Source organism: Rahnella sp. GSA61A (assembly GCF_019969905.1).
GTDB lineage: Bacteria > Pseudomonadota > Gammaproteobacteria > Enterobacterales > Enterobacteriaceae > Rahnella > Rahnella aceris.
Map to the genome: position 1 here is coordinate 1 of NZ_JAHXYO010000022.1, position 26,995 is coordinate 26,995.

The following is a 26,995-nucleotide window of genomic DNA, read 5'->3' on the forward strand; positions in this document are numbered from 1 at the left end:
GGACATGGAACGAATGCTTGCCGAGGTCAATACCGATGAGCGTAACGTTTTGCATGATGATCCCCTTCAGAAAGAAAAACACCCTGTCAGCGTACCGCTCACAGGGTGGGGGTGACCATCTTATTAAACGGGCGGAGATCTCTCTCCGCCCGCGGGCCTTACTGAGTCTGTGACTGCGTTATTTCGCTGCGGCAGCCGCTTCTTTTACCCAGCCATCAAATTCTTCCTGATGGGCTTTGATCCAGCCGTCGGTCTGTGCAGCGATATCCGCATCTGAATTTTTACCCGCGTGCATCGCGGCGTTCTGCGCATTGATGTCTTTCAGAGGCAGTTTCATGATGGCAAACAGTTTTGCTGCCGCCGGGTTTTTCTCAGCCCAGGCTTTGTTCGCCACGATGTGCATAGTGCTCACCGGGAAACCGTAGTTTTTGCCATTTGGCAGTTTGGTATCGGCGTTTTTATCCCCTGGCACCACGGAGAACGGTACCTGCATCCACAGCACGTCTTTGCCCGGGATCAGCACATTGCTCACCCAGTACGGCGTCCAGGTGTAATAGAAGATCGGTTTACCTTCTTTGTAACGCGTGATGGTGTCAGCGATCATCGCAGAGTAGTTACCCTGATTGTGCGTCACGGTCGGTTCAAGACCATAGGCTTTCAGCTGTTCATTCAGCGCCGCTTCGCAGCCCCAGCCCGGTGTACAACCGGTCAGATCGGCTTTGCCGTCGCCGTTGGTATCAAACAGTTTGGCCAGTTTCGGGTCTTTCAGCTGTTCGATATTAGTGATGTGGTATTTCTCAGCGGTTTTCTTATCGATCAGCCAGCCCTGTGCCGCGCCGGTCACGTAAGTCCCTTCACGGTAAAACACTTTGTCGCCACCGGCGGCTTTATACATTTCATCATGCAGCGGTGACCAGTTGACGGCGGTGAAAGTGGCATCACCGGCAGCCAGGGTGGTGTAGCCGACGTTGTAATCGACCTCGCGGGTTGGCTGAACGTCATAGCCCAGTTTCTCCAGCGCCTTGCTGACCAGTTCTGTCTGAAAAGACTCTTCGCTGATGGTGCTCTGAACGGGTGTCACGCTGATGCCTTTACCCGGCAGATCGGCGGCGAATGTGGTGGCTGTTGCAAATGTGGTGAGGGCGGCAACTGCCCAGATTCCTGTCTTTTTCATAAATTCCTCGATTTTTATAATGCGTTATTTTGCTGCGGCGGCAGCTTCTTTGATCCAGCCATCGAAGGTCGCCTGATGCGCCTTGATCCAGCCATCAACATGCTGCTGGATATCTTCTGATGAGGATTCACCTTCATGCATCCGCAGGTTCTGCGCATTCACGTCGGCCAGTGGCAGTTTCATGATGGCGAACAGTTTCGCGGCCGCCGGGTTTTTCTCAGCCCAGGCTTTGTTCGCCACGATGTGTTCGTTATTGACCGGGAAACCATAGTTCTTGCCGTTCGGCAGCGTGGTATCGAGATCTTTCTGCGAACCCGGATTGGCCGAGAACGGCACAGTCAGCCAGACCACGTCTTTGCCCGGTCTCATCTCGTTGCTGACCCAGTACGGCGTCCAGGTGAAGTACAACACCGGCTTACCGGATTTAAACCGGGTGAGGGTGTCAGCGATAATCGCCGAATAGTTCCCCTCGTTTTGCGTCACGGTATTGCTCAGACCGTAGGCTTTGATTTGGGTGTTGATCACCTGGCCGCAGACCCAGCCCGGATTACAACCCGCCATATCCGCTTTGCCGTCGCCGTCAGCATCAAAGAGTTTGGCGATCTTCGGATCTTTCAGCTGTGACAAATCGTGGATGTGATATTTGTCGGCGGTTTTTTTATCGATCAGATAACCCTGCGCTGCGCCGCTGATGTAGGTGCCCTGACGGTAGAATTTCTGGTCGCCACCGGCTGTGTTATACATGTCTTTTTGCAGCGGCTCCCAGTTCACCGCCATGTAGGTAGAATCGCCGCTGGCGATGGCGGTATACGCCACGTTGTAATCCACTTCGCCGGTTTGCTGAACGTCATAGCCCAGTTTTTCCAGCGCGCGGTTAACCAGTTCTGTCTGGAAGGCTTCTTCCGCGATGGTACTTTGCAACGGTTTGACGACCACGCCTTTGCCCGGTAAATCGGCAGCGAAAGCGGCGGGAGTTGCCATGGATACTGCGAGGATGAGTGCTTTGATCTGTGTTTTATTCTGAGTTGTGCGCATGGTGAACCCTTATTCTTGCTGTTGAATACGTAAGAGTGGACTGCGTTTTTTTAGCTTTTTGAGAGTTCCCGGCAGCGAGCCGCCGGGAAAAATGCAGTGTGTGAATCAGGCTTTCTTCGTGAAAGGCTTCATCACCAGACCGACAGGACCGCGGGTGAACCAGCGGTGACCGCCTTTACTGCGGCTGTCGCGTCCCATCGACTGGGTGAGACGGTCGAGGATAATAGCGAGAATAACGATACCCGCACCACCGACTGACGCCAGACCCATATCCAGACGACCAATACCGCGCAGTACCATCTGACCCAGACCACCGACGGCGATCATCGAGGCGATAACCACCATCGACAGCGCCAGCATCAGCGTCTGGTTAATACCGGCCATGATGGTCGGCATCGCCAGCGGCAACTGAACTTTAAACAGCAACTGACGCGGGCTGGAACCAAAGGATTTCGCGGCTTCGATCAAGTCTTCCGGCACCTGATTGATACCCAGAATGGTCAGACGCACCACCGGCGGCAGGGCGAAGATAATCGTTACCACTACGCCCGGCACGTTACCGATACCAAACAGCATCACGATCGGCACCAGATAGACGAACGCAGGTGTGGTTTGCATGGCATCAAGCAGCGGCCTGATAATTTTCGCCGCTCTCTGACTGCGCGCCAGCCATATCCCGAGCGGAAGGCCGATCAGGATACAGAAGAACAGCGAGGTCAGAACCAGCGCCAGCGTCACCATTGCCTGTGACCAGGCACCGATTGCGCCAATCAACACCAGCGAAACCAGCGTGGCAGCACCCATGCCGAAACCGGCCATCTGCCAGGCGAGCAGGGCGAAGACCAGGATCGCAATCGGCGCTGGCAGGGATTCCAGACCATGCTGGAAACCGCTCAGGACGAAATCGACCGGAACACGGATCCCCTGAAATACCGGGCGGAAGTTACCGACCAGCCAGTCGATCCCCTCCGTCACCCAGCGGTCGAGCGGGATCAGTGTGCTGTGAAACGGATCGAGAATATTAAAATGCTGATGCTGTTCCGGGGCGACGCTCAGCCAGTCGTTGGTCTGTGCGGCGGCATGGTGCGTCGCGTCTGGTGTGCTGGTTGCGGCATCGCTGCTGCCGCCCCACGGATCACTGCTGCCTGCATCGGCTGGCGCGGCATGGGTGGCGGCGTCAGCTTGTGGCGCGACACCGCCACTGGCGTTATCGGCACTCCACGGATCCACGGAAGGATCGAGAGCCTGGGCCTGAGCGGCCTGCGCGTGCTGTGTAATGGTGTTCGTTATGGTTGAAGTGCTCATTCGTTACCCCCTTCTTTGTCCAGAGCCTGAAGCAGCATGGCTTTGGAAATAATGCCGATATAGTTATTGTCCTCATTGACGACCGGCACAGCGCAAGGCGCGGCGGCGACATGGGAAATCAGTTCGCTGAGCGGCATGTCTGCCTGCACGGCTGCCGGAGATTCCAGCAAGGCGCTTTCCAGCGACTGATTGGTTTTGAGCGCGGTTTTCAGGGATTCAATCGACACCACGCCAATGAATTTCTGTCCACGTTCAAGCACATAACCATATTCGCGGTCTTCATCTTCGAGCAGCTTGAGAGCGGCACGTGGACCAAAACCGGGGGTTTTACGAATAAGCGCGCCACGGCGGCGGGCAATGTCTTTGGCACTGAAGACCTGACTGATATCCACACCACGGAAGAACGTGCGCACATAGTCGTTGGCCGGATTATTAAGAATGTCTTCCGGCGTGCCGACCTGTACCACTTCGCCGCCCTGCATAATGGCGATGCGGTCGCCAATACGCATGGCTTCGTCCAGATCATGAGAAATGAACACAATGGTGCGCTGATGCTGAGCCTGCAGCTTCACCAGTTCATCCTGCATTTCGGTACGAATTAACGGGTCAAGTGCAGAGAAGGCTTCATCCATGAGCAGAATGTCAGGGTTGTTGGCCATAGCACGCGCTAAACCGACACGCTGGCGCATCCCGCCTGACAATTCATCCGGATAAGAGTTGGCATAGTTTTCCAGCCCGACCTGACGCAGCGCGTCAAGCGCTTTGGTATTGCGCTCTTCGACCGGCACACCAGCCAGCTCCATACCAAACGCGGTGTTATTCAACACGGTCAGGTGTGGCATCAGCGCAAAGGACTGAAATACCATACTGATTTTACTGCGGCGCACCTGGCGCAATTTTGCTTCTGAGATTTTGGCGATGTCTTCGCCGTCGATCAGGACTTCGCCACGGGTGGGCTCTATCAGACGATTGAGAAGGCGTACCATGGTGGATTTACCGGAACCGGATAACCCCATGATGACGAAAATCTCGCCTTCTTCAATGGCCAGACTGGCATTCTTAACGCCAAGTGAAAGACCGGTTTTCTCAAAAATCTCTTCTTTACCCTTGCCTGCATCAATCATCTTGAAAGCGCGATCCGGGTTTTCGCCAAATACCTTATAAAGATTCTTTACTTCGATTTTAATTGCCATGCAATGTGCATTCCTTGGATATAAATAGCCGTATCGGCTCGATGTCTAATTTTTGTGTTGGACCGTATAGGATTTTGCCTGTAACGAAATAGTGAACGCGTTATACCCTAACACATCGAAATTCTGAGACAAGTCTCAATGTTTCCGATGAATATTCATGATTGGGTTTCTGGTTACGTATTTATCTGTATTTGCGGTGTTTAATTTCGGTAAATTCAAACTGACAATTAATGACAATTTATCCCGCCAGAGCACTTTGGGTTTTTGCCTAATTTCACGACGGATGCTTTCGCTAAAAATATAAGTAATTTACTGATTTTATGGGTTTTATTGTCTTTTTTATTTGTGTGATTTTAGAACGGAGTTATTGAGGTATTTCCCTGAAGTTAATGCGTTTTATGAGGAGGGGATTTGCAAGGGTAAATAGAGATTTGAGCTTTGCGTGAAAGCCGTGAATTTACCGCTTGTCTGAAAGATGACTACGTAATGAAATAATCACCTGAACAGGCGGGGTATGCGGGAAATTCGCCGGTGATGACACCGGCAGGGAGGGGGAAGTTCTTCACGCAAAACGGCCGAAATTCGGCCTCAGGATACGGATTTTTCTTCGTCTGCTATTTTGCGATACAGACGTCTCGGATGACCGATATTTCCGTACTGCATCTCGACGCCGATAAAGCCAATTTCCACGCAATATTCCAGATAGCGGCGACCGGTCGTTTTGCTGATCCCAACCTCTTCAACCACCTGTTCCACCGACCAGCTGACGTCGGGTTTCGCCGTGAAAACCCGCTGAACCAGTTCGAGCGTATTCGGCTCGATGCCTTTGGCAGAAGGGGCTGGCGGCGTATCGGTGGCTGGCAGATTGAACAACTTATCCAGGGCCCGCTGATCGACCACTTTCACATTACGCAGCGTTTGCACCAGTTGCATAAAGCGCTCGAGTGAACTGCGCAGACGATGGAACGACACCGGCTTGATGATGTAATCGAACGCGCCGCTGCGCATGGCCTGGCTACAGGTTTGCATATCGCTGGCAGCGGTAATGAAAATCACCGAGCAATCGAAGCTTTTCAGCAACGGGCTGTCGATCAGATCGACACCCTGACCATCCGGCAAATAGTTATCGAGTAAGATCAGACGCGGCTGATGCAGGCGCAGCAGAGAACGCGTCTGCTCCAGTGTGGCCGCAATGCCGACGACGCGCAGGTTGAAATTTTGCTCGATAAAATCACGATGCAGACCAGCCAGATGTGGCTCATCTTCCACAATCACGACATCGAGTGCGCTGCTGTTATTCATGGTTCTGTCCTGTTAACGCTTCTGCCGGATACGGGATAAAGACTGAAAATATTGTACCTTGCGGCGTGTTGTCTGAGATTTCGATGCTGCCACCCGCCTGACGGACATAACCGGCCACCAGATACAGGCCGATACCGTGTTCTGCACCCGTGGCGTCCTGCCCGCTGGAGGGCTTGCTGGTGACGCCTTGTTCAAACAGGTGCGGCTTGAGTGCATCTTCCACGCCGCTGCCCTGATCGGCGACTTCAATCAGCAGTTCCCGGTTCCGGTCGGAAATATACAATTCGACCGGTGCCGGGGGCGTCAGTGCTTTCAGTGTGGCGTCCACGGCGTTATCCAGCAAATTACCAATCACTGACATCAGTTCGGTTTCACTGATGGCTGCCGGTATGCGGGTGAGCTGACAGGCAGGATCGAAACTCAGCTCGACACCTTTTTCGCGTGCACTGACGTATTTCCCCAGCAGCAGGCCACAAAGTGCTGGCGAGGTAAAACGTGCTGAGACGAAATCCAGCACGGCCTGCGCGCCTTCCGACTGTGCCTGAATATAGCGCATTGCATCGTCGTAACGCTGCATTTGCAGCAAGCCCGCCAGCGTCGCAGTCCAGTTCAGTTGTTCATGGCGCATGATGCGAAGGTTATCGGCGTAGCGCTTCACCTGACTCAGCTGGCTGCTCAGCGTATTAATGTCGTTTTTATCACGGAAACTGAATACCCAGCCACTTTCTGCACCGGGTTCAAGTTCGATGGGTACGCGGTTGACGATCACCTGTCTCTGATTGAGTACCGTAATCTGATCATGCTGACTGTTGTTTTCACTGACACCACGTTGCGTAAAGAACGTGGGCGGCGTCTGAAGCACCTCCGCCAGCGGTTTACCCAGTAGCTCGTTTTCGGGCTGGCGGATATCCAGTAACTCGCGTGCGGCCCGGTTAATTGAAATCAGTTGCCTTTCGGCGTTGATCGCAAATACGCCCTCATACATGGCTTCCAGCAACGCTTTTTGCTGGCGGACCAGCAGGGCAATATCTTTGGGTTCCAGCCAGAACATCTGTTTTTTAACGTTGCGGGTGAACATCCATGAAAAAATAAACAGCAGTAATAAAAGCAGTAAACCGTATAAACCGGCCTGCGCCAGACGGCGGCCATTAATATTATCGATGTAAGAGGTGAGATAACCGACCGAGACAATGCCGATCACCTGATTACTGGCATCCAGAATCGGGGCTTTGCTGCGCAATGAAACGCCGATGCCGCCCTGACGTACGGAAATAATGGTTTTACCGGCCAGCACACCGGCGTTATCACCGCCAATCATCGGCAGGTCTATGCGCTCCGGAGATTCGGAATGATAAAGATGCAGCTCGCGGGTATCGCCGATAACGATATAACTGGCGTCACTTTTATCGCGTAATGGCTGGATTAGTTTCGCGATGCCGGGGATATCGCGGGCCTGTACCTTCTGCGCCAGCCCCGGCATCAGAGCGATCTCGCTGGCCTGAACCCGTGCACGCTGGCCCAGATCATGATGTAACTGACGGTCAATAATATGAAATAAAATAGCCCCCAGCAGTGCCAGCAACACGCAGGAAAATACCACCAGAGATAAAAAGAGTTTTACCTGAAAAGGTAACCTGAATTTCATACGACCTGCTGCACGGCGAACCTGAGATATACATTCAATAAGCCTATCACGGCGAAATGTGAGTCGTAATCGCAGAGAAGCGGAGTTGTGAACAGAAGATTAAAATAATGATTATTTCACACAGTAATAACAGGGTTAATAGCGGGGTTTACTACTAATCTTATAATCCTTATAAATCAGGGTGCATTAACACCATAAACACCATAACAACCTTTATCCCTGCGGTTTTAATTTGAACAACCTCACACCTGGCTGACCGCCTGTTTTCATATGCTCAGACCATCAATAAGAAAAGTCTTCAGAAGAAAGAGGCAATGTCATGAGCACAACCGACGATTCCTACATCGCTGTCAAAGAAACGAAAACCTCCGGCCTCTCGGCCAGACAAAAATGGTGGCACATTCTTGATCACTACAAGATAGGCATTATCCCGCTGCCCTTTTTCCTGCTGGCGGGCGTGCTGATCCTGCTCGATTGCCTGAATGGCAAGTTGCCGAGTGACATCGTGGTGATGGTCGCCACGCTGGCCTTCTTCGGTTTTGCCTGTGGCGAGTTGGGTAAACGCTTACCTGTGGTGGGTAAACTGGGGGCCGCGGCGATTTGTGCCACTTTTATTCCTTCGGCGATGGTGCATTACGGCCTGCTGCCGGATGTTGTTGTTGATTCCACGGTCAAATTCTATAAATCCACCAATATTCTCTACCTTTATATCTGCTGCATTATTGTCGGCAGCATCATGAGCATGAACCGTCAGGTGCTGATCCAGGGCTTTATGCGTATTTTCGTACCGATGCTGTGCGGCGAAGTGGTCGGCATGATTGCCGGTATGGCGATGGGCACTGTTTTAGGTTTACCGCCAATGCAAACCTTCTTCTTCCTGATCCTGCCGATCATGGCTGGCGGTGTCGGAGAAGGTGCGATCCCGCTGTCGATGGGTTACGCGACCATCCTGCATATGGAGCAGGGCGTGGCGCTTGGGCGCATTCTGCCGATTGTTATGCTCGGTGGCCTGACGGCCATTGTGCTGGCGGGCGTGCTGAACCAGCTCGGTAAACGTTATCCGCATCTTACCGGCGAAGGCCAACTGATGCCGTCGAAAAAAGGCCAGATGGGCAGTGGCACCGATGAATTTGAGGGCAATCCGGGCGTCAACGCGCTGGCCTGTGGTGCGCTGCTGGCCATCCTGCTGTACATGGTCGGGATGCTCGGCCAGAAATGGATCGGCCTGCCAGCGCCGGTCGGCATGCTGTTTGCGGCGGTGCTGGTGAAACTGGCGAACGGCGTTTCGCCGACTATTCAGCACGGCTCGATGACGGTGTATAAATTCTTCCGCACTGCCGTGACCTATCCGGTGCTGTTCGCGGTGGGTGTCGCGATCACGCCCTGGCAGGAACTGATCAACGCTTTCACCCTGCAGAACCTGCTGGTGATTGTGACCACGGTGCTGGCGCTGGTCGGCACCGGTTTTTATGTGGGTAAGAAAATTGGCATGCACCCTATCGATGTGGCGATTGTTTCCTGCTGCCAGAGCGGGCAGGGCGGCACGGGCGACGTGGCGATTCTGACCTCCGGCAACCGCATGACGCTGATGCCTTTCGCGCAAATCGCTACCCGTATCGGGGGAGCTATCAACGTTTCTGTCGGCCTGTTTGTTCTGGCGAAGTTCTTCTCATAACACCTTCACCCACCCCTTCAGCCTAAGGGGTGGGTTTTCCTGAGAAAAAATCCCCAGTCCAATTTTGGACTCAATTCAACCTGCTTATTTATTGTCCGGCGGTTATTATTTGCGCACTCAGAGACGAGTCACCCGCCCCGTGAGCAGGTTCCCACGTAAGGAAGAGCACTATTTTTTGACGAAAGAATCCACGCATGTTCCGTATTAAATCGCTTGTTTCTGCCTTACTGCTTCTCGTTACCGGTTTGTTTAGCATCCACTCCTTTGCTTTTGATATGCCTAAAGAATTTGAGTCTATGGACACCTACAAATTTTTCCATAGCGAACTTTTTAATGGAAAAGGGTCCACCGTGACTGCGGTCAATACGGGCAACTCAGACAATATTAAAAGCGCCCTGCTGGCGGAATATCCGCGCTGGAAGGGGACGCATTACCGCTGGGGGGGCACCACCCACAAAGGCGTGGACTGCTCGTCGCTGATGCAGCATCTGTTTAATGATTCCCTGCAAACACGCCTGCCAAGAACCACCTTTCAGCAAATCAGGAACGGCAGAAAAGTGAGTAAAAATAATCTGAAACCGGGAGATTTAGTGTTTTTCAAAACGTCGCCGGGCGATCGTCATGTCGGCGTGTATGTCGGGGATCATCAGTTCATTCATGCCTCGAAAATTGAAGGCGTCACTATTTCATCACTGGATAATCAGTATTGGGTTGATCATTACGAAACCGCACGTCGTTTAGAACTGATGAGCTAAAAAAAAGGCGGATCCTTTCAGGAGATCCGCCCGTTTGTTTTGGATGGTTATTTATCTGACGAAGCCTGCCAAAGATTCAGCTGACCATCCGCCACATGCTTATCAATCGCTGTCAGTTCTTCAGCGGTGAAGCGCAGATTATCCAGCGCTTTCACGTTTTCATCCAGTTGCTCAGGGCGGCTGGCACCAATCAGCACCGACGTCACGCGATCGTCTTTCAGCAGCCAGCTCAGCGCCATCTGCGCCATGGTCTGTCCGCGCTGCTGCGCCATCTCATTGAGCAACCGCAGGCTGTTCAGGTTATCTTCTGTCAGCATCTTGGCGTTCAGCCCGCGCACCTTATTCCCTTCCACCTGCATGCGCGAGCCGTCAGGGATGCCGTTGAGATACTTGCCGGTCAGCAACCCCTGCGCCAGCGGCGTAAAGGCGATGCAACCTGCGCCATTTTGGTCCAGCGTATCCAGCAAACCACTCTTATCCACCCAGCGGTTCAGCAGATTGTATGACGGCTGATGGATCAGCAGCGGTACTTTCAGCTCACGCAGTAACTCCGCCATGATCTGGGTACGTTCCGGCGAGTAAGAGGAGATCCCGACATACAATGCCTTACCGCTTTGCACCGCATAAGCCAGCGCCGCTGCGGTTTCTTCCATCGGCGTTTCTTCATCCACCCGGTGCGAATAGAAGATATCGACGTAATCCAGCCCCATGCGTTGCAGGCTCTGATCGAGGCTGGCCAGCAGATATTTGCGCGAGCCGCCGGAACCGTACGGTCCTGGCCACATGTCGTAACCGGCTTTGGTGGAGATGATCAGTTCATCGCGATATGGCGCGAAATCCTGCTTCAGCAAACGGCCAAAATTTTCTTCCGCAGAGCCCGGAGGCGGGCCGTAGTTATTCGCCAGATCAAAATGGGTGATGCCTAAATCGAAGGCTTTTTGCAGCAATGCACGCTGGGATTCCAGCGGACTGACATGGCCGAAGCTGTGCCACAGGCCAAGAGAAAGGGCAGGGAGTTGTAAACCGCTCTGACCGCAACGGCGGAATTGCATGGTTTCGTAACGGGAGGATGAGGCTTGATAGGGCGTCATGATGTTTCCTTTTTCTGATCGCGTAGGGTTTTGAAACACTGTTTCTATACTAACGCTGAGAAAAATAACGGCAACATCCGTTTTCCTCCTTCCCCTCTCACGAGGGGAAGGAGCTGTTTAGAAATCCCAGTCCTCGTCTTCGGTGTTGACGGCTTTGCCGATCACATATGACGAACCGGATCCGGAGAAGAAGTCATGGTTTTCGTCGGCGTTTGGCGATAATGCGGAAAGGATCGCCGGATTCACATCCGCCATGCTGGCCGGGAACAGGGCTTCGTAGCCGAGATTCATCAGCGCTTTGTTGGCGTTGTAATGCAGGAATTTCTTCACGTCTTCGCTCCAGCCTACACCGTCGTACAGTTCTTCGGTGTAGCGGATCTCGTTATCGTACAAATCCTGAATCAGATCAAACGCCTGCTCCTTGATCTGACGCTGACGCTCTTCGCTTTCCAGCGCCAGCGCTTTCTGGAATTTATAGCCGATGTAGTAACCGTGAACCGCTTCATCGCGGATGATCAGACGGATCAGATCGGCGGTGTTGGTCAGCTTGGCGCGGCTCGACCAGTACATCGGCAGATAGAAACCGGAATAGAACAGGAACGATTCGAGGAACACGCTGGCGACTTTCTTCATCAGCGGATCTTCGCCGTCGTAATACGACAAAATGATTGCGGCTTTGTTTTGCAGCGCGACGTTTTCCTCACTCCAGCGGTAGGCTTCATCCACGTCCACGGTGGCGCACAGCGTCGAGAAAATCGAACTGTAAGAACGCGCATGCACCGCTTCCATAAAGCAGATATTCGAGTAAACCGCTTCTTCGTGCGGTGTCACCGCGTCCTTCATTAGCGTCGGTGCGCCGACCACGTTTTGCACGGTATCCAGCAGCGTCAGGCCAGTAAACACGCGGATCGTCAGCTGTTTCTCTTTTGCGCTGAGCGTCGCCCAGGACGGAATATCGTTCGACAACGGCACCTTTTCCGGCAACCAGAAGTTCGACGTCAGGCGGTTCCACACTTCCAGATCTTTATCGTCCTGGATTTTGTTCCAGTTAATGGCTTTGCTGACCGGCTGTGGCACTAACAATTGTTTTACTGCGCTCATCTTTTAAATCCTTTCAGTCGGTTACAGCGTGCAGGAAACGCAGCCCTGAACTTCGGTGCCTTCCAGCGCCATCTGGCGCAGACGGATGTAATAAATGGTTTTGATGCCTTTGCGCCAGGCGTAAATCTGCGCTTTATTGATGTCGCGCGTGGTGGCGGTATCGCGGAAAAACAGCGTCAGCGACAGCCCCTGATCGACGTGCTGCGTGGCTTCGGCGTAGGTATCAATAATTTTTTCCGGGCCGATTTCATAGGCATCCTGGTAGTAATCCAGATTGTCGTTGGTCATAAACGCCGCCGGATAATACACACGGCCAATTTTGCCCTCTTTGCGGATTTCTACGCGGGACACAATCGGATGAATACTCGACGTCGAATTATTGATGTAGGAAATAGAACCGGTGGGCGGCACCGCCTGTAAATTCTGGTTATACAGGCCATGCTGCATCACGGAGGCTTTCAGCGCCGCCCAGTCTGCGGTGGTCGGAATGGCAATACCGGCATCTGCAAACAGTTCGCGCACGCGCTCTGTTTTCGGCTGCCATTTCGCCGCCAGTGCGTCATCGACATATTTGTCGAAATACGCGCCGCTGGCGTAAGTGGAATCGCTGAAGCCTTTAAACGACTGCTGGCGCTCGATGGCGATCTGGTTCGATGCGCGGATCGCGTGGAAAGCCACGGTGCAGAAATAGATATTGGTGAAATCCAGACCTTCTTCCGAACCGTAGTAAATACGCTCGCGGCACAGGTAACCGTGCAAATTCATCTGGCCGAGGCCGATGGCGTGCGAATCCTGATTCCCCTGATCAATAGATGGCACTGAGCGGATGTGGCTCATGTCAGACACCGCCGTCAGCGCACGAACCGCCATTTCGACAGTATTGCCGAAATCCGGTGAATCCATCGCCGAAGCGATATTCAGCGAACCGAGGTTACAGGAAATGTCTTTGCCAATTTCCTGATAAGACAGGTCTTCGCCGTAGATCGTCGGCGAATTCACCTGCAAAATCTCCGAACACAGGTTGCTCATATTGATGCGACCTTTGATCGGATTGGCGCGGTTAACCGTGTCTTCAAACATCATGTACGGGTAGCCGGATTCGAACTGAATTTCCGCCAGCACCTGGAAGAATTCACGCGCGTTGATTTTGCTTTTATGAATGCGCTTGTCATTCACCATCTCGCGATATTTCTCGCTGATGCTGATTTCAGACATCGGCACGCCGTACACTTTCTCCACGTGATACGGCGAGAACAGGTACATATCTTCATTATTCTTCGCCAGTTCGAACGTGATATCCGGAATAACCACACCCAGAGACAGCGTTTTAATCCGGATTTTTTCGTCGGCGTTTTCGCGCTTAGTATCGAGGAAACGCAGAATATCCGGGTGATGAGCGTTCAGATAGACCGCCCCCGCGCCCTGACGCGCACCGAGCTGGTTGGCGTAAGAGAAGGCATCTTCCAGCATCTTCATGATCGGAATAACGCCGGAAGACTGATTTTCGATGCGCTTAATCGGCGCGCCCACTTCACGGATGTTGGTCAGCATAAACGCCACACCGCCGCCGCGCTTGGAAAGCTGCAGCGCCGAGTTGACCGAGCGCCCGATGGATTCCATGTTGTCTTCAATGCGCAGCAGGAAGCACGACACCAGCTCACCGCGCTGTTTTTTGCCGCAGTTAAGGAACGTCGGCGTGGCAGGCTGGAAACGGCCGGAAATGATCTCATCAACAAAATGGCCAGCGAGCTGGATATCGCCACGAGCCAGCGTCAATGCCACCATGCACACGCGATCTTCATAACGTTCAAGGTAGCGTTTGCCGTCGAAGGTTTTCAGCGTGTAGCTGGTGTAATACTTGAACGCGCCCAGAAACGTCTGGAAGCGGAATTTTTTGGCGTAAGCCTGTTTGAATAACGCTTTAATATCGTCAAAAGCGTACTGATCCAGCACGCTGGCTTCGTAATAGCCTTCTTCCACCAGATAACGCAGTTTCTCCGCCAGATTGTGGAAAAACACCGTGTTCTGATTGACGTGTTGCAGGAAGTATTGGCGCGCGGCCAGGCGGTCTTTATCAAACTGGATCTGGCCGTTAGCATCGAACAGATTCAGCATCGCATTAAGCGCGTGATAGTCCGGGCCGCGGGTGCCGGGGTCGGTAATTGCTAGTTCTGTCGCTGCCAAAATTCTGTTACTCCCTGTCTGACCTTTGCAACGTCTTCCGGCGTTCCCAGCAACTCAAAACGGTACAGGTAAGGCACCTGACACTTTTGGGAAATAATATCGCCGGCAATACAATACGCTGCGCCGAAGTTGGTGTTTCCGGCGGCGATAACGCCGCGGATGAGTGAACGGTTATGTTCGTCGTTCAGAAAACGGATCACTTGTGTCGGCACCGCGCCTTTGGCCGAACCGCCGCCGTAGCTCGGCACCACCAGAATATACGGTAAGTCCACACGCAATTTTTCAGGCTGACGATCTACCGGGATACGGATCGCCGGCAATCCTGTTCTGCCGACGAAACGATGGGTGTTTTCTGAACTGCTGGAAAAATAGACCAACGGATTCATCCGCCAGCCCTCAGAACGCGTTCTGGAGCTGGCGCAGGGCGCTGATTTTGTCCGGACGGAAACCAGACCAGTGATCGTCACCGGCCACAATCACCGGAACCTGCTGATAGCCCATCGCACGAACCTGGCCGAGCGCCTGCTCATCCTGAGTCAAATCCACAACTTCGTAAGCGATGCCTTGTTTATCTAATGCACGGTAGGTCGCGTTGCACTGGACACAGTCTGGTTTACTGTAAATAATAATGCTCATGATTCGTATTTCCATCTTGTAAGAAATCAGAGACAATTTTTGCCTTCCCGTTGTGCGGCTGCTTCAGCCGGGGGAAAGGCGCGAGAGTCGGTGCCATCGTGGCGTCCCGATGAACTGAATACTAGATGTAGTGATTTGGATTTTCAACCACACAATATGTAGATTTTCTAAATTTGCTTATTGCAAAAGCGGCAAAGCCCGCAGGAAGCGGGCTGGCGAGGAAAAACTTTTTTCAGTTCGTTTTTTAAGCGGTCAAATTACTGGCGCATACCCACCGCGAGGCGGTTAAACGCATTCATCAGACCGATGGCGAAGGTCAGTTCCGAGATTTCCACGTCGCTGAATTGCGCTTTCAGCGGCTCAAAGGCGTTGTCCGGTGCGCCGGTAGCGGCAACGAATGTCAGTGATTCGGCCCACGCCAGTGCGGCACGTTCACGCTCAGAATACACGTGGCTGACCTGCCAGCCCGCCAGCTGATCCAGTTTGGTCTGCGCGACTTCCATTTTACGCAACGCTTTGGAATGCATATCCAGGCAATAGGCGCAGCCGTTAATTTGTGACACACGCAGGAACGCCAGCTCGATAATCACGTTATCCAGCGGACCGTTTTCCAGTGCGCCGAGCGCGGCTTTCATCGGTTCCATCACCGAAGAAGACAGGGAATAGTAAGGCAGGCGAAGTGCAGTCATGATGATTTCCTCTGGGCGTTTAGGGCTAAACAGCGACGCAGGGTGCGTCTCAATGACCGCTACTTTACGCTGCGTATGGTCTATACTACAGGGCCATAAAATGTCTCTTTAAGCAGGTCATGAATGAACCGCTTCGACCTTGCCTTTCATCTCGATCCCCGACACAAAGCACCGCTTTACCGGCAGATTTATCAGCGGGTGAAACAGGCGATCATGGCAGGACAGCTTAAACGCGGCAGCCGTGTGCCGTCGGTGCGGGCGCTGGCCAGCGAACTCGGCGTGGCACGCGCCACGGTTGAAAATGCCTATGGCTTGCTGATGGCGGAAGGCTTTCTGCAAAGCCGCGCACAGGCCGGAACGGTAGTCAGCGCGCCGGAAAGTTTATCCGCCCCCGCACCCTCGCCGGTCAGAGAAGATGCCGGGCGTAAACCCGTCAACCCGATGTTACCTTCCGTTTCTTCCCTGCCTTTCCAGCTCGGGCTTCCGGCACTGGATGCGTTCCCGCGTGCGATCTGGTCGCGCATTGTTTCACGGCAAATTCGTCACACCAGCATGAATGATTTAGGCCATCCGCCGCTGGCAGGGACGGACGTTTTACGCCACGCCGTCGCCCGTTATCTGCAACTTTCCCGCGGATTTACCTGCCGTCCTGAACAGATATTTATTTGCGGCGGCTATGCGCCGGTGCTGGATTTGATCATCGGCAGCCTGCTGCAACCGGGCGACGGCGTCTGGCTGGAAGACCCGGGTTATCCGGTCACGCAGGCATTTTTCCGTGCCTCCGGCGCCACGCCGATGGCGGTGAATGTTGATGATGAAGGCATGAATGTTCCGCAGGCGGTGGCGCAGTTTGCGAACGCACGATTTGCCGTGGTGACGCCCGCTCATCAAAGTCCGACCGGTGTGACCATGAGTTTAGCGCGGCGTATGGCCTTGCTGGATTGGGCAGCGCAGCAACAGGCGTGGATTATCGAAGATGATTACGACAGCGAGTTCCGCTATCACGGCCAGCCTTTGCCTTCGCTGAAAAGCCTCGATACGCAGGGAAGGGTGATTTACGCGGGAACATTCAGCAAAGTGATGTTTCCGGCGCTTCGCTGTGGATATGTCGTGGTGCCGGACAGTCTGGTGGAAAAAATCGAAGCGTATTGCCCGCTGCGAATTTGCGGAACGCCGCCTTTGGTGCAAAGCAGTATCGCGGAATTTATCGAGCAGGGGCATTTCTACCGGCATCTGAAACGGATGCGTCAGCTTTACGCTGAGCGGCGCGGCTATCTGGAAAAGGCGCTGACGGCGGCGTTTCCGGCGGACATATTACGTGTGAGCCAGCAGGTCGGCGGGATCCAGCTTTGCACCACACTGAATGCCGCACTGGACGATGCGCTGATCGCCACAAATGCCCGTGAACAGGGGCTGGCAGTGCAGGCGCTGTCCGACTGGCAGGTTGAGCGCCACGTGAGGGGCGAGGCTTTACGTCCGAACGGCCTGTTGATGGGATTTGTGAATATCAGTTCGCAGCAACAGGCGGACGGGCTGGTGCAGCGGCTGGCGGCAGTGCTTGAAAACAGCCGCTGATCAGTGCGGCATTCGCCGCTATCAGCAGGTACTGGAGCTGGAAAACGGCTCGGATGATGGCGATGAATATGACTATTCTCCGGCGCGCGATGAGTGGCTGCTCACGTCTGGCAACCTGGTGGCCGGAGTCAGCTATCAGCATCAGCCGTGGCGATGAAACGCAGGCATCTTCTCAACATAAAAAAGGTGACCTGGGGACGTTTAAACCCTGTCAGTCAAAGAGTTTTCGCGTTTATTTTTAACGTTAAAGGGATCCAAAAATAGAAAACGGAGCCCGGAGGCTCCGTCGTCTTTTTTTAGCAATCGCGCGGCAATGAGGGAGCCACGCGGATGTTTCAGGTTTTTAAGCCATATTCCCGACACAGGAGTGAAACATCGCAAATTGCCTTTTACGTTAGCGGCGTCCCAAAAGAACACCGATAACAATACCGATTGCGGCACCGGCACCGACGCCATACCACGGATTATCTTTCACATAATCATTGGCAGTGGCCGCCGCATCGCGTGCCTGCTGACTTAATTTTTCGCTGTTGAAACGCGCACGGGTTTCACGCAATACACCCTGTGCTTTGCTGCGGATTTTATCCAATTCATCCTTGGATTTATCACCTGCAGACTGAAGCACTTCATCCAGCGTGTCCGCCAGCAGGGTTACGTCCTGATCGATATTTTTTTCTACTTTATCTGTTCTCTTAAACATTCCGTCTCTCCTTGTGTGACTGTTGTATTAAGCATAGACCATAATGTTGTACCGGATGGTTCTTTAAGGACAAATGTCTATGATTTCGGACCTTTTCAGACCATGGCACTGTGTCAGAAGTCAGGCGGGACGAGGGCTGGCGTGATGCGGCTCAGATTTCTCTGCAAAACAAAATCCGCGTTACAGCCGATAACATTTTTAGCCCGTTTTGAAGGCCAAACCTGTTTATACTGTTTATTCCACTCTCAGTGATCTCATTTTCGGGTCCGCCCATGTCTTTAAGTACATTGCGTTCTAACGCTCTGCTCAACAAACGCATTTTGTCGTTCATGCTGTTCACTTTCGTTGTTTATCTGACCATTGGCTTGCCGCTCGCGGTGTTGCCGGGCTTTGTGCATAACACGCTGGGATATAACTCGGTGCTGGCGGGGCTGGTGATCAGTGTTCAGTATTTCTCGACGCTCATCAGCCGGCCGCACGCCGGGCGATATGCCGATCTCCTTGGCCCGAAACGGGTGGTCATTTTTGGCCTTATTTGCTGCGGGATCAGCGGTATTTTTTACGCGATGGCGTTTTGGTTTTCGGCGTTTCCGCTGGCGAGTCTGCTGATGCTCTGTGTTGGCCGCATCTTTCTGGGTGTCGGTGAAAGCTTCGGCAGCACCGGAACCACGCTGTGGGGAATTGGTGCAGTAGGCGCGAAACATACTGCACGCGTGATTTCCTGGAATGGTGTGGCGACTTACGGCGCAATGGCCGTCGGTGCGCCGCTCGGCGTGTTACTCAACCATGCTTACGGGCTGATGGGGGTGGCGGTACTGATTATCGTCGCTGCCGCGTTTGCCGCCATACTGGCCAGCATGAAAGCCGCGATTTCCGTCACCGCCGGTAAGCGGATTGCATTCAAAGCGGTGGTCGGGCGCATCTGGCTGTATGGCCTCGGGCTGGGATTCGGCACCATCGGGTTCGGCGTTATCGCCACCTTTATTACCCTTTACTACGCTGATAAAGGCTGGAGCGGCGCGGCATTCACGCTCACCTTATTCAGCCTCGGATTTGTCGGTGCGCGCCTCGTCTTCGGCAACATGATTAACCGGTTCGGCGGCCTGCGGGTCTCACTGGTGTCCTTTGTGTTTGAAGTCGCAGGGTTACTGATGATCTGGCTGGGACACGATCCGTTGTCGGTGCAACTGGGCGCCTTTCTTACCGGTTCCGGCTTCTCGCTGATTTTCCCTGCGCTGGGTGTGGAAGCGGTAAAACAGGTACCGCCACAAAATCAGGGCACGGCGCTGGGGCTGTATTCCGCCTTTCTGGATCTCGGGCTCGGTATTACCGGACCGGTAGCCGGGCTGATTATTTCGCATTTTGGGACGCCGTCTATTTATCTTGCGGCGGCATTTATGGTGGTGATTGCCTGGCTGCTGACCCTCAGATTGTGGGTAAATACTTCGCGGCAATCTCCTGCTGAATAGCCCTTCAAATTGCAGGGTTAAGGCATTTAGATAAATCCTAAATACGCCGAAATCGGGGATAAACGCATTGTCTGGCAGAGTTATTGCGGTAAGGTCGCCTTGCGGTTAAAGAAGCGAGGAGCAACCATGTATTTACGGCCAGATGAAGTGGCACGTGTTTTAGAAACCTCAGGGTTTGAACGTGATTTTATTGATGATAAAGCTTACGGTTACCGCCGGGGCGAGCATTATGTGTATGTAAACCGGGAAGCGCGGTTTGGCCGGACTGCCCTGGTAATACACCCGGCGCTGAAAGAGCGCAGTGAGCGTTTTGCTGAACCCACAGCATCGTTTCGCAGCAGTGAAGCCTACAAGAATTTCCCGCTGGATGTCTCCAGCGACAATGAAACTTACTATGGCATTTGCCATGGTTTCAGTTCACGCCAGATCCTGGCGAGCTATCTGGACAACGTGTTCAGATAATCCGGCGACGGAACAGAAACAGACAGCGCTGATTTCACCAGCGCTGTTTCCTCAGGTTTTTATCTCATTTCAGCGGCAACAAAATATCGGTTTGCTGCGCATGCTCCGGTAATTCCTGATCAAGATGCAGGTAGCGGAAATAAACCGGAAAATCCCGTAATTCCTCTCCGCTGTGCGGCAACCATTCGCGATAAAGATAATAAACACTGTCACTTATCCGGTCATACGCTCCGACGTGTCGAACCACCGCGCAACGTCCACCCGGCAGCGTTTTGCCGATCACTCCCTGCGGATTTTCCGGCACGGTGCCATTAGCCTGCGGGTTAAGTTCGCCGCAGACATCGAAGCGGAATTCCTCGCCCGGCGTGACCAGCGGATCGTTATACGGAATACCGTAAGTGCCGCGCTGTGTGTAATCCGAAAGCCCGGAAGCTTTGCGCCATTCGATAAACGTTGCGACCGTATTGCTCACCCGCATCGGATCCCCGAGATGTTCCAGCACCGCGACCTGCATGGGTTCCACTTCAATGATTTTGACTTCCATATTTTCCAGCCTCTGCTGATTTTCCCTGCCGGGAAATTGAAAATGCACATGCCAGTCGACCCAGACAGGATTTTTGCGAAACCCGCTGGGGCTCAGGCCAAAAGTGTTCCTGAAGGCACGGGAAAACGACTCCGGGTTTTCAAATCCGGCATCCAGCGCGATACCAATCACCTTCTCGTGCGGGTTTTGTACCAGCCGGAACGAGGCGCGTTTCAGGCGCATCAGCGTGATGTAGCGGCTGACGCTGACCCCACAGAACTGGCTGAACTGCCGGTGAAAGTGAAAACGTGAGAAACAGGCGACTTCACTTAGTTGCTCCACGGTCATCGGACTGTCCAGATGCTGTTCTATATAGGTAAATACCTGCTGAAAACGTCGCTGATAAAGCTGGCTTTTGTCGTGATTCATTTCCTCTCCTTCATGGCGTTTACTTTGCCCGCCGTGTGAGGGGTTGTCCTGACTGAGATTGCTTTTTCAATGCAGCAGAAAAGAAAATGGCCCGGATAAGGGCCATTTCTGAGGCGAACCGGAACGTTAAACCAGATGGATTTGGTTATAGGTTTCGTTGTAGTCGCGGCGAAACTGCGCCAGCTCGAAGGGTTCGATATCCAGTTCGGCAAAATAGAACAGCGCCAGCTCGGCGTGTTCGCTGCTTAACTGTGGCGGCAGATGCGCGCGCACTAAAATGTTTCGCCAGCGGACGATATTCTCTTCCGAGGGATCTTTAATAAACGTCTGATAAATAAAAACAACATAAGCAGCTTTGCGGATTTCTTCAGCATAGCCACCGCTGATTGAGCGGATAAACATCTGGCTCTGACGTTTACCCATTTCCAGCAACATGGAATCGATATAAACCGGCTTTATTTTCAACAGACTGGCGAGAGAATCATTCGCTTTACGGGTATCTGCTGTCATAAACCAATAACCCACAATAAAAACCACAACAATTGCAGCAAGCATAATCCATATCATTCTGGACTCTGGCCTCCGGCCTTTTCTGGCGTGATGTGAAAGGTGCATGCAACACCCGATGCTGCGAGTTTATCTGCTAATCAGGGTAAATACGTGAAGGAGTGACAAAGAATTTTCGCTTCGTGAAGGTGCTGAGCCTTCACGAAGCGGGGTTTGGCCCTAATGAGCCGGTGTTTGCTGGCACAGATACTGATAAATTTGCTGAGTATCTTTATCCGAGCACAGACGCGTACCGATATTGAGTGTTGCCGCGCTACCGGCGGCCACGCCAAAGCGAACCATGTCGAGTAAATCAGCCCCTTCGGCCAGTTTGAGGGTCATCGCGCCGACCATGCTGTCACCTGCGCCAACGGTACTCATTTTTTTCACCGGCGGTGGGACAACCTGGAATGAGCTGTTCGCGTCCACGGCCAGCGCACCTTGTGGCCCCAGAGAAACGACCACGCGTTCAGCACCACCGTCACGGATAATTTGCTGAGCTGCCGCCAGAACATCCCCCGGATTTTCCAGAGAATGCCCGACCAGCGCGGCCAGTTCATTCTGGTTCGGTTTGACCAGCGCCAGCCCGCCGAGCTTCAGGCCCGCGGCCAGTGCATCACCCGAACTGTCAAGAATGCAGCGTAAACCGGCTTTCTGCGCTTTCCTGATTAACTCTGTCAGTGCCGTAATGTGCGTGCCCGGTGGCAAACTGCCGCTGATGACCAGTATTGAGCCGGCAGGGATCTTTTCGATTTTCGCGCTAAGGCCCGCAAATTCAGCCTCCGTAAGTCGTGCGCCCGGCATAACGAAACGATACTGTTCGCCGGTATTTTCGGTGTGAACGTGCAGGTTCTGGCGGGTCCAGTCCTGGGTTTCCAGTGTGTCTGTGGTGATCCCCTCGTCGCGCAGCAACTGAACCAGATGTGCACCTGTCGGGCCTCCCGTCGGAAATAATGCGGTAGCCTGGCCGCCCAGATAAACAATGGCACGCGCTACATTGATACCGCCGCCGCCGGGTTCGAACACGGGGGCCGTACAACGCAATTTACCTTCCGGGTAAATCTTAGGGGTGAGAGTGGCACTGTCGAGCGAAGGTGCCAGTGTGAGTGTGACTATTTTGGTCATTATCGTTCCCTCAATTTTCCAAAAACTGAATTCAGGTTAGCATCCTGACCTGTTTTTGCAGCACCTGATTGGCGATTTAACGCGCGAGATCAAACTCCCTTGCGGTTCAACATAATGTCACTGTAAGGTCACTCCATGTTCATTGAATCAGTATAAAAAGCATGAACTTTTAAGGAGTGAAAGATGGCCAGAAACATTGAGATCAAAGCCAGAGTAGATGATTTCTCTGCGCTGTATGAAAAAATCGCGCTGCTTTCCGATGGATTGCCGGACATCATTGAGCAGGACGACACTTTTTTCGTGTGTCCGCACGGACGCCTGAAATTGCGCACATTAGCGCCCGATCGCGGCGAGCTGATTTTCTATCAGCGTCCTGACAAGGCGGGACCGAAAACCAGCTTCTACACGCTTTCTGAAACACATGATCCTGACAGTCTGCGCGAAACCCTGACGCTGGCCTATGGCGCCGCCGGACGGGTCATCAAACAGAGGACTCTTTTTATGATCGGACAAACCCGTCTGCATCTCGACAGGGTAAAAGGGCTGGGCGATTATCTGGAATTCGAGGTTGTGCTTGCGGATGATGAAACGCCTGAGCAGGGTATTGTCATTGCAGAAGACTTACTGGAAAGGTTGGGGATTGACCGCCAGGAACTGGTGGATCAGGCGTATGTGGATTTGCTGAATGCGAAAGGCAAACACCTTCACGAGTAAATTTATAATCACCGCCTTCATATCAGGAAGGCGGCAATAGGTTGAAAGTTACTTTGTTTCTTCCAGCGAATACGGCAGCGGCTGAATGCTCAACTGGCTGGTCGCGTCATCGCGCACCCGCAGACTGGCATCGGCTTCCAGATCGTTATTCAGCACGGCCTGAACCCAAAGCGTGCCGTCGCTGAGCTGAACGGCTGCCAGAACGGTGCCGGTCCGGCGCCAGTTTTCACCCAGTTGCAGTTCGAGATCGTCCGCTGGGGCAGGCACTTTGCTCGCTTTGCCTGCCAGCCAGTACAATGCACGTTTGTTCGCACCGCGGTATTTTGCTCGCGCCACCATTTCCTGCCCGGCGTAGCAGCCTTTGGTAAAGCTGATGCCATCGAGCGCATGAATATTGGTGGCCTGCGGGATAAATTGCACGGCGTTGGCGGTATCAATCACCGGGAATCCGGCTTCGATATCCAGCGCCAGCCATTGCTGGCTGTCGTTGCGTTGTGCCTGTTCACCCAGTTCTTCCACCACCTGACGGGCTTTTTCCGGGCTGGTGACAATCAGATAACGTTCGGCTGGCAGGGAGAAATGCAGCAGTGTGGTTTCATCTTGTTGTACGACCTGCTGTTCAGCCGTTGGCAAGGTTGAAAAAAGCCCGGTCAGAGCAGCACTGGCCTGAAAACCTGCCACACCGAGTAACACCACATCATCATCGGCAGTGAACGTCACTTTAGAAAATACGGCGTACTTTTTGATTTCTGTAAGCTGTGTGTCACGCAAATTGCGGCGTTCAATAAACGCCATACCATCGCCACGCTTGAACAGGCGCAAATTACTCCACATTTTCCCTTTCGCATCACAGTGCGCACAGAGAATATGCTGATCGGCAGCCAGCGCATCGACATCCGCAGTGACCTGGCCTTGCAGGTATTTCACGGTGTCTGCGCCGGTCATGGTCACCAGTGCCCAGTCTTCCAGTGAAATCAATGTCAGCGGAAGGTGCGAAGACGCTGAAGGTTTTTGCGGTGGAAAGGGAAATTCGTTAGCCATTTTCTAATCCCGGTCAATGAAATGTGACTGATGCCCCATGGTAAAAGAGCCCATCCGCTTTGAAAACAGTTATTGGTGCCTTTTCCAGGACGCCTTCCAGAGAATGTAAGACAAACGACAGGTTTGCATCAGGTTTTCCAGCACATCACAGAGATTGACAAAACAGGGCACTGAAAAGTTACGCCCCTGCGCAACGGGCTGTTAGAATCGCTTTCTATATAAAAGAATTCTCATTCTGTATCCTAAAAAAGAGTCTTGTTATGGAAAGCAAAAACCAACTGGATATTAATAATCGTTCCCGCGTTCACTGGGCCTGCCGTCGTGGCATGCGCGAGCTGGATATCTCCATCATGCCGTTCTTCGAATATGAATATGATTCGCTGAGCGAGACCGATAAAGAAGTATTTGTCCGCTTGCTGACCTGTGATGATCCGGATCTGTTCAACTGGCTGATGAATCACGGCGAACCGAAAGACACCGAATTGCAGCGTATGGTCGCCCTTATTCAGACTCGAAACAAAGCCCGTGGCCCTGTGGCGATGTGATCTCAGGGTGTCCTGGCGCAGTCAGCTTATTTCACTGGGATGTTACGGTGCAGTGATGTTGCTGATTTTGCTGGCACCCTGGCCTGCGGGTTACTGGCCGGTATGGATGACGTTGCTTTTGCTGGTGTTGTTTGAATGCATCCGCAGCCAGCGGCGTATTACAGCACGCACAGGTGAAATGATCCTGCTCGAGGATGACCGTCTTTTATGGCGCGGCCATGAATGGCAGATTAAACAGCCGGTATGGATGATAAGCCACGGCGTACTGCTCTCGCTTCGTCGCGAAAAACGTAAAGGCGGGCTGGCGCAGGCGATGCGCAGTTCAAGGCAGCGGTTATGGCTGGCGTCGGACAGCATGAGTCTGGAAGAGTGGCGGCGGTTGCGACAGATATTGCTCAGTGGCACTCCGCGTAGCCCGGTAAAACCGGGCTGAGAGGGGCATGTCCATGGAAGGCTGACGCCGTGTTCTTATGCTGCGTTAAAGCAGGGCGTCCATTTCCAGCAGGATCTGTTCGCACCATTGTTGCAGGCGCTCTTCGGTGAGATCGAACTGGTTCACATCATCCAGAGCCAGCCCGACGAAATGCTTGCCGTCCGCACTCAGCGGTTTCGGGCTGGTAAACTCAAAGCCTTCTGTCGGCCAGAAACCAATGAAATGCACGCCAAGGGGAACCAGCTGATGATAAAGCATGCCGAGCGCGTCAAGGAACCATTCGCCGTAGCCGAGCTGGTCGCCCATGCCGTACATGGCGACGATTTTACCGCGTAGTTTCAGCGTTGGGAGTTGATTCCAGACCGCTTCCCAGTCTTCCTGGATTTCGCCAAAATCCCATGTCGGGATGCCCAGGATCAGGATGTTGTAATCTTCCATTCTGTCGGGATCAACATCTTTTATGTTATGCAAATCAACCAGTTCTTCGCCCAAAATATCGCGGATTTTTTCCGCTGCCATTTCGGTATAACAGGTGCTGGAACCGTAGAAAAGTCCGATCTTCATACTTGCTGCCATAACGTTATCAGAATACGAATGGCAGCCAGTGTAGCAGATTTGGGCGCATGAAAGGCATAATGGCCGTCGTGAGTAAGAGGAGTCGGGATGCCAAAACAAGATAATGCGAATCCTCAGGATGTTACGCCTGAGCCGGTGACACCAGCGGTTAATGAGGCCGATCAGAGCCTGACTGAGCAGTTTCTGGATATGCTCTGGATCGAGCGCAATCTCGCGGAAAATACGCTGTCATCCTACCGTCAGGATCTGAAATCATTGCTGGGCTGGCTGCATCATAACAATACCGATCTCCTGCATGTCAGCGCCGAAGATTTACAGTTGTTCCTCTCCGAGCGCATTGAGGGCGGATACAAAGCCACCAGCTCAGCACGGTTGCTTAGCGCGATGCGTCGCCTCTTTCAGTACATGAACCGTGAGTCCGTGCGTCAGGATGACCCGACCGCGCTGTTGTCTTCGCCTAAATTACCGCAACGCCTGCCGAAAGATCTCAGTGAGGCGCAGGTAGACGCATTGCTGGCGTCACCGAGTGTCGATGTGCCTCTTGAACTGCGCGATAAAGCCATGCTGGAGCTGCTTTACGCCACCGGTTTGCGTGTTTCGGAACTGGTCGGGCTGACGCTCAGTGATCTGAGCCTGCGCCAGGGTGTGGTGCGGGTTATCGGTAAAGGCAACAAAGAACGGCTGGTGCCGATGGGCGAAGAAGCCGTGTACTGGATCGAAAATTATTTCGAACACGGCAGGCCGTGGCTGCTGAACGGACAATCGCTGGATATCGTGTTCCCCAGCAACCGGGCGCAGCAAATGACACGCCAGACGTTCTGGCATCGCATCAAACACTATGCGATTCTTGCGGGCATTGATGCGGAGCGGTTGTCTCCCCACGTTCTGCGCCACGCTTTCGCCACCCACTTATTGAATCACGGTGCGGATCTGCGCGTCGTGCAAATGTTGTTAGGTCACAGTGACTTATCGACCACACAAATCTATACCCATGTAGCGACTGAACGACTCAAACTGCTACATCAACAACATCATCCCCGTGCATAACAGGCCGGAGAAAAAGGACGACATG

At 53.2% G+C, this 26,995-nt stretch carries 28 protein-coding genes; 10 read left to right on the plus strand and 18 right to left on the minus strand.

The window, feature by feature from the left end:
* Positions 1–178: 178 nt before the first annotated feature.
* From proX (LC431_RS21575) to LC431_RS21600, 6 genes are all read right to left on the minus strand, one after another.
* Positions 179–1,174, minus strand: coding sequence for a glycine betaine/L-proline ABC transporter substrate-binding protein ProX (gene proX, locus LC431_RS21575; RefSeq protein WP_013574085.1), 996 nt, complete (start codon positions 1,172–1,174; stop codon positions 179–181).
* 24 nt (positions 1,175–1,198) lie between these two features.
* Positions 1,199–2,209 (minus strand): glycine betaine/L-proline ABC transporter substrate-binding protein ProX, encoded by a 1,011-nt coding sequence (gene proX / locus LC431_RS21580; RefSeq protein ID WP_153376679.1) that lies wholly within the window; start codon positions 2,207–2,209, stop codon positions 1,199–1,201.
* A 105-nt stretch (positions 2,210–2,314) separates the two neighbouring features.
* Positions 2,315–3,514 carry a glycine betaine/L-proline ABC transporter permease ProW gene (proW, locus tag LC431_RS21585; protein WP_013574087.1) on the minus strand — a complete coding sequence of 400 codons (1,200 nt, stop codon included), beginning with the start codon at positions 3,512–3,514 and terminating at the stop codon, positions 2,315–2,317.
* Positions 3,511–4,707, minus strand: coding sequence for a glycine betaine/L-proline ABC transporter ATP-binding protein ProV (gene proV, locus LC431_RS21590; protein WP_013574088.1), 1,197 nt, complete (start codon positions 4,705–4,707; stop codon positions 3,511–3,513). The genes proW and proV overlap by 4 nt, the downstream gene beginning before the upstream one ends.
* Before the next feature lie 588 nt (positions 4,708–5,295).
* Entirely contained in the window at positions 5,296–6,009 is a 714-nt protein-coding gene (locus tag LC431_RS21595) for a response regulator (protein ID WP_013574089.1), read from the minus strand.
* On the minus strand, positions 6,002–7,654 hold the full coding sequence (locus tag LC431_RS21600; RefSeq protein ID WP_119261267.1) for a sensor histidine kinase: 1,653 nt from the start codon (positions 7,652–7,654) through the stop codon (positions 6,002–6,004). The genes LC431_RS21595 and LC431_RS21600 overlap by 8 nt, the downstream gene beginning before the upstream one ends.
* Before the next feature lie 319 nt (positions 7,655–7,973).
* Here LC431_RS21600 and LC431_RS21605 point away from each other — a divergent pair, with 319 nt between their 5' ends.
* Together LC431_RS21605 and LC431_RS21610 are read left to right on the plus strand one after the other, a co-directional pair.
* Complete coding sequence (locus LC431_RS21605) at positions 7,974–9,329, plus strand: 2-hydroxycarboxylate transporter family protein (protein ID WP_013574091.1); 1,356 nt, start codon at positions 7,974–7,976, stop codon at positions 9,327–9,329.
* A 296-nt stretch (positions 9,330–9,625) separates the two neighbouring features.
* Positions 9,626–10,084 (plus strand): C40 family peptidase, encoded by a 459-nt coding sequence (locus LC431_RS21610; RefSeq protein WP_223510322.1) that lies wholly within the window; start codon positions 9,626–9,628, stop codon positions 10,082–10,084.
* Positions 10,085–10,131: 47 nt separating this feature from the next.
* Here LC431_RS21610 and mgrA read toward each other — a convergent pair whose 3' ends face one another.
* The 6 genes from mgrA to LC431_RS21640 all read right to left on the minus strand — a co-directional run bounded on the left by mgrA (position 10,132) and on the right by LC431_RS21640 (position 15,785).
* The gene (gene mgrA / locus LC431_RS21615) at positions 10,132–11,175 is read right to left on the minus strand and encodes an L-glyceraldehyde 3-phosphate reductase (RefSeq protein ID WP_112152331.1); all 1,044 of its coding nucleotides are present in this window, start codon (positions 11,173–11,175) and stop codon (positions 10,132–10,134) included.
* 117 nt (positions 11,176–11,292) lie between these two features.
* Positions 11,293–12,276, minus strand: a complete 984-nt coding sequence (gene nrdF / locus LC431_RS21620; protein WP_013574094.1) for a class 1b ribonucleoside-diphosphate reductase subunit beta — start codon at positions 12,274–12,276, stop codon at positions 11,293–11,295.
* A 21-nt stretch (positions 12,277–12,297) separates the two neighbouring features.
* Positions 12,298–14,460 carry a class 1b ribonucleoside-diphosphate reductase subunit alpha gene (gene nrdE / locus LC431_RS21625; protein WP_112198036.1) on the minus strand — a complete coding sequence of 721 codons (2,163 nt, stop codon included), beginning with the start codon at positions 14,458–14,460 and terminating at the stop codon, positions 12,298–12,300.
* Positions 14,442–14,846, minus strand: coding sequence for a class Ib ribonucleoside-diphosphate reductase assembly flavoprotein NrdI (gene nrdI, locus LC431_RS21630; RefSeq protein ID WP_013574096.1), 405 nt, complete (start codon positions 14,844–14,846; stop codon positions 14,442–14,444). Before nrdI ends, nrdE begins: the two co-directional genes overlap by 19 nt.
* Positions 14,847–14,856: 10 nt before the next feature.
* Positions 14,857–15,096 (minus strand): glutaredoxin-like protein NrdH, encoded by a 240-nt coding sequence (nrdH, locus tag LC431_RS21635; protein WP_013574097.1) that lies wholly within the window; start codon positions 15,094–15,096, stop codon positions 14,857–14,859.
* Between the two features lie 257 nt (positions 15,097–15,353).
* Complete coding sequence (locus LC431_RS21640) at positions 15,354–15,785, minus strand: carboxymuconolactone decarboxylase family protein (RefSeq protein ID WP_013574098.1); 432 nt, start codon at positions 15,783–15,785, stop codon at positions 15,354–15,356.
* Positions 15,786–15,908: 123 nt separating this feature from the next.
* Here LC431_RS21640 and LC431_RS21645 point away from each other — a divergent pair, with 123 nt between their 5' ends.
* Both LC431_RS21645 and LC431_RS26430 read left to right on the plus strand, forming a co-directional pair.
* Positions 15,909–17,360 carry a PLP-dependent aminotransferase family protein gene (locus LC431_RS21645; protein ID WP_223510323.1) on the plus strand — a complete coding sequence of 484 codons (1,452 nt, stop codon included), beginning with the start codon at positions 15,909–15,911 and terminating at the stop codon, positions 17,358–17,360.
* A complete protein-coding gene (locus LC431_RS26430; protein ID WP_015689408.1) occupies positions 17,344–17,517 on the plus strand; it encodes a hypothetical protein in 174 nt (57 codons plus the stop codon). The genes LC431_RS21645 and LC431_RS26430 overlap by 17 nt, the downstream gene beginning before the upstream one ends.
* Before the next feature lie 237 nt (positions 17,518–17,754).
* Here the strand turns inward: LC431_RS26430 and LC431_RS21655 are convergent, their stop codons facing one another.
* Positions 17,755–18,060, minus strand: a complete 306-nt coding sequence (locus tag LC431_RS21655; RefSeq protein ID WP_013574100.1) for a YqjD family protein — start codon at positions 18,058–18,060, stop codon at positions 17,755–17,757.
* Positions 18,061–18,332: 272 nt separating this feature from the next.
* On the opposite strand from LC431_RS21655, the gene LC431_RS21660 reads away from it, so the two are divergent.
* Positions 18,333–19,529: an MFS transporter gene (locus LC431_RS21660; RefSeq protein WP_121020181.1), complete on the plus strand. Its 1,197-nt coding sequence runs from the start codon at positions 18,333–18,335 to the stop codon at positions 19,527–19,529.
* 126 nt (positions 19,530–19,655) lie between these two features.
* Positions 19,656–19,991 carry a DUF2002 family protein gene (locus tag LC431_RS21665; protein ID WP_013574102.1) on the plus strand — a complete coding sequence of 112 codons (336 nt, stop codon included), beginning with the start codon at positions 19,656–19,658 and terminating at the stop codon, positions 19,989–19,991.
* Between the two features lie 64 nt (positions 19,992–20,055).
* Here the strand turns inward: LC431_RS21665 and LC431_RS21670 are convergent, their stop codons facing one another.
* The 3 genes from LC431_RS21670 to pfkB form a co-directional block, all read right to left on the minus strand.
* Complete coding sequence (locus LC431_RS21670) at positions 20,056–20,943, minus strand: GyrI-like domain-containing protein (protein ID WP_166861370.1); 888 nt, start codon at positions 20,941–20,943, stop codon at positions 20,056–20,058.
* A 126-nt stretch (positions 20,944–21,069) separates the two neighbouring features.
* Positions 21,070–21,510, minus strand: coding sequence for a DUF1198 domain-containing protein (locus LC431_RS21675; protein WP_013574104.1), 441 nt, complete (start codon positions 21,508–21,510; stop codon positions 21,070–21,072).
* Between the two features lie 159 nt (positions 21,511–21,669).
* A complete protein-coding gene (gene pfkB / locus LC431_RS21680) occupies positions 21,670–22,614 on the minus strand; it encodes a 6-phosphofructokinase II (protein ID WP_112152335.1) in 945 nt (314 codons plus the stop codon).
* Positions 22,615–22,797: 183 nt separating this feature from the next.
* Here pfkB and LC431_RS21685 point away from each other — a divergent pair, with 183 nt between their 5' ends.
* Entirely contained in the window at positions 22,798–23,328 is a 531-nt protein-coding gene (locus tag LC431_RS21685; RefSeq protein WP_013574106.1) for a class IV adenylate cyclase, read from the plus strand.
* A gap of 48 nt (positions 23,329–23,376) precedes the next feature.
* On the opposite strand, the gene ygfZ is transcribed toward LC431_RS21685, so the two are convergent.
* Positions 23,377–24,369, minus strand: a complete 993-nt coding sequence (gene ygfZ / locus LC431_RS21690; protein WP_013574107.1) for a tRNA-modifying protein YgfZ — start codon at positions 24,367–24,369, stop codon at positions 23,377–23,379.
* A 278-nt stretch (positions 24,370–24,647) separates the two neighbouring features.
* On the opposite strand from ygfZ, the gene sdhE reads away from it, so the two are divergent.
* Both sdhE and LC431_RS21700 read left to right on the plus strand, forming a co-directional pair.
* Complete coding sequence (gene sdhE, locus LC431_RS21695; protein ID WP_037035260.1) at positions 24,648–24,914, plus strand: FAD assembly factor SdhE; 267 nt, start codon at positions 24,648–24,650, stop codon at positions 24,912–24,914.
* On the plus strand, positions 24,895–25,347 hold the full coding sequence (locus LC431_RS21700; protein ID WP_112198031.1) for a protein YgfX: 453 nt from the start codon (positions 24,895–24,897) through the stop codon (positions 25,345–25,347). Before sdhE ends, LC431_RS21700 begins: the two co-directional genes overlap by 20 nt.
* A 45-nt stretch (positions 25,348–25,392) precedes the next feature.
* Here LC431_RS21700 and fldB read toward each other — a convergent pair whose 3' ends face one another.
* Positions 25,393–25,911, minus strand: coding sequence for a flavodoxin FldB (gene fldB / locus LC431_RS21705; RefSeq protein ID WP_013574110.1), 519 nt, complete (start codon positions 25,909–25,911; stop codon positions 25,393–25,395).
* A 99-nt stretch (positions 25,912–26,010) separates the two neighbouring features.
* Between fldB and xerD the strand changes: the two genes are divergently transcribed.
* Complete coding sequence (gene xerD / locus LC431_RS21710) at positions 26,011–26,970, plus strand: site-specific tyrosine recombinase XerD (RefSeq protein ID WP_072012276.1); 960 nt, start codon at positions 26,011–26,013, stop codon at positions 26,968–26,970.
* Positions 26,971–26,995: the final 25 nt, after the last annotated feature.

Coding starts and splice junctions, on each gene's coding strand:
- proX (WP_013574085.1), bottom strand. CDS start 1,174: ATGAAAAAGACAGGAATCTGGGCAGTTGCCGCCCTCACCACATTTGCA.
- proX (WP_153376679.1), bottom strand. CDS start 2,209: ATGCGCACAACTCAGAATAAAACACAGATCAAAGCACTCATCCTCGCA.
- proW (WP_013574087.1), bottom strand. CDS start 3,514: ATGAGCACTTCAACCATAACGAACACCATTACACAGCACGCGCAGGCC.
- proV (WP_013574088.1), bottom strand. CDS start 4,707: ATGGCAATTAAAATCGAAGTAAAGAATCTTTATAAGGTATTTGGCGAA.
- LC431_RS21595 (WP_013574089.1), bottom strand. CDS start 6,009: ATGAATAACAGCAGCGCACTCGATGTCGTGATTGTGGAAGATGAGCCA.
- LC431_RS21600 (WP_119261267.1), bottom strand. CDS start 7,654: ATGAAATTCAGGTTACCTTTTCAGGTAAAACTCTTTTTATCTCTGGTG.
- LC431_RS21605 (WP_013574091.1), top strand. CDS start 7,974: ATGAGCACAACCGACGATTCCTACATCGCTGTCAAAGAAACGAAAACC.
- LC431_RS21610 (WP_223510322.1), top strand. CDS start 9,626: ATGGACACCTACAAATTTTTCCATAGCGAACTTTTTAATGGAAAAGGG.
- mgrA (WP_112152331.1), bottom strand. CDS start 11,175: ATGACGCCCTATCAAGCCTCATCCTCCCGTTACGAAACCATGCAATTC.
- nrdF (WP_013574094.1), bottom strand. CDS start 12,276: ATGAGCGCAGTAAAACAATTGTTAGTGCCACAGCCGGTCAGCAAAGCC.
- nrdI (WP_013574096.1), bottom strand. CDS start 14,846: ATGAATCCGTTGGTCTATTTTTCCAGCAGTTCAGAAAACACCCATCGT.
- nrdH (WP_013574097.1), bottom strand. CDS start 15,096: ATGAGCATTATTATTTACAGTAAACCAGACTGTGTCCAGTGCAACGCG.
- LC431_RS21640 (WP_013574098.1), bottom strand. CDS start 15,785: ATGACTGCACTTCGCCTGCCTTACTATTCCCTGTCTTCTTCGGTGATG.
- LC431_RS21645 (WP_223510323.1), top strand. CDS start 15,909: ATGAACCGCTTCGACCTTGCCTTTCATCTCGATCCCCGACACAAAGCA.
- LC431_RS21655 (WP_013574100.1), bottom strand. CDS start 18,060: ATGTTTAAGAGAACAGATAAAGTAGAAAAAAATATCGATCAGGACGTA.
- LC431_RS21660 (WP_121020181.1), top strand. CDS start 18,333: ATGTCTTTAAGTACATTGCGTTCTAACGCTCTGCTCAACAAACGCATT.
- LC431_RS21665 (WP_013574102.1), top strand. CDS start 19,656: ATGTATTTACGGCCAGATGAAGTGGCACGTGTTTTAGAAACCTCAGGG.
- LC431_RS21670 (WP_166861370.1), bottom strand. CDS start 20,943: ATGAATCACGACAAAAGCCAGCTTTATCAGCGACGTTTTCAGCAGGTA.
- LC431_RS21675 (WP_013574104.1), bottom strand. CDS start 21,510: ATGATATGGATTATGCTTGCTGCAATTGTTGTGGTTTTTATTGTGGGT.
- pfkB (WP_112152335.1), bottom strand. CDS start 22,614: ATGACCAAAATAGTCACACTCACACTGGCACCTTCGCTCGACAGTGCC.
- LC431_RS21685 (WP_013574106.1), top strand. CDS start 22,798: ATGGCCAGAAACATTGAGATCAAAGCCAGAGTAGATGATTTCTCTGCG.
- ygfZ (WP_013574107.1), bottom strand. CDS start 24,369: ATGGCTAACGAATTTCCCTTTCCACCGCAAAAACCTTCAGCGTCTTCG.
- fldB (WP_013574110.1), bottom strand. CDS start 25,911: ATGAAGATCGGACTTTTCTACGGTTCCAGCACCTGTTATACCGAAATG.
- xerD (WP_072012276.1), top strand. CDS start 26,011: ATGCCAAAACAAGATAATGCGAATCCTCAGGATGTTACGCCTGAGCCG.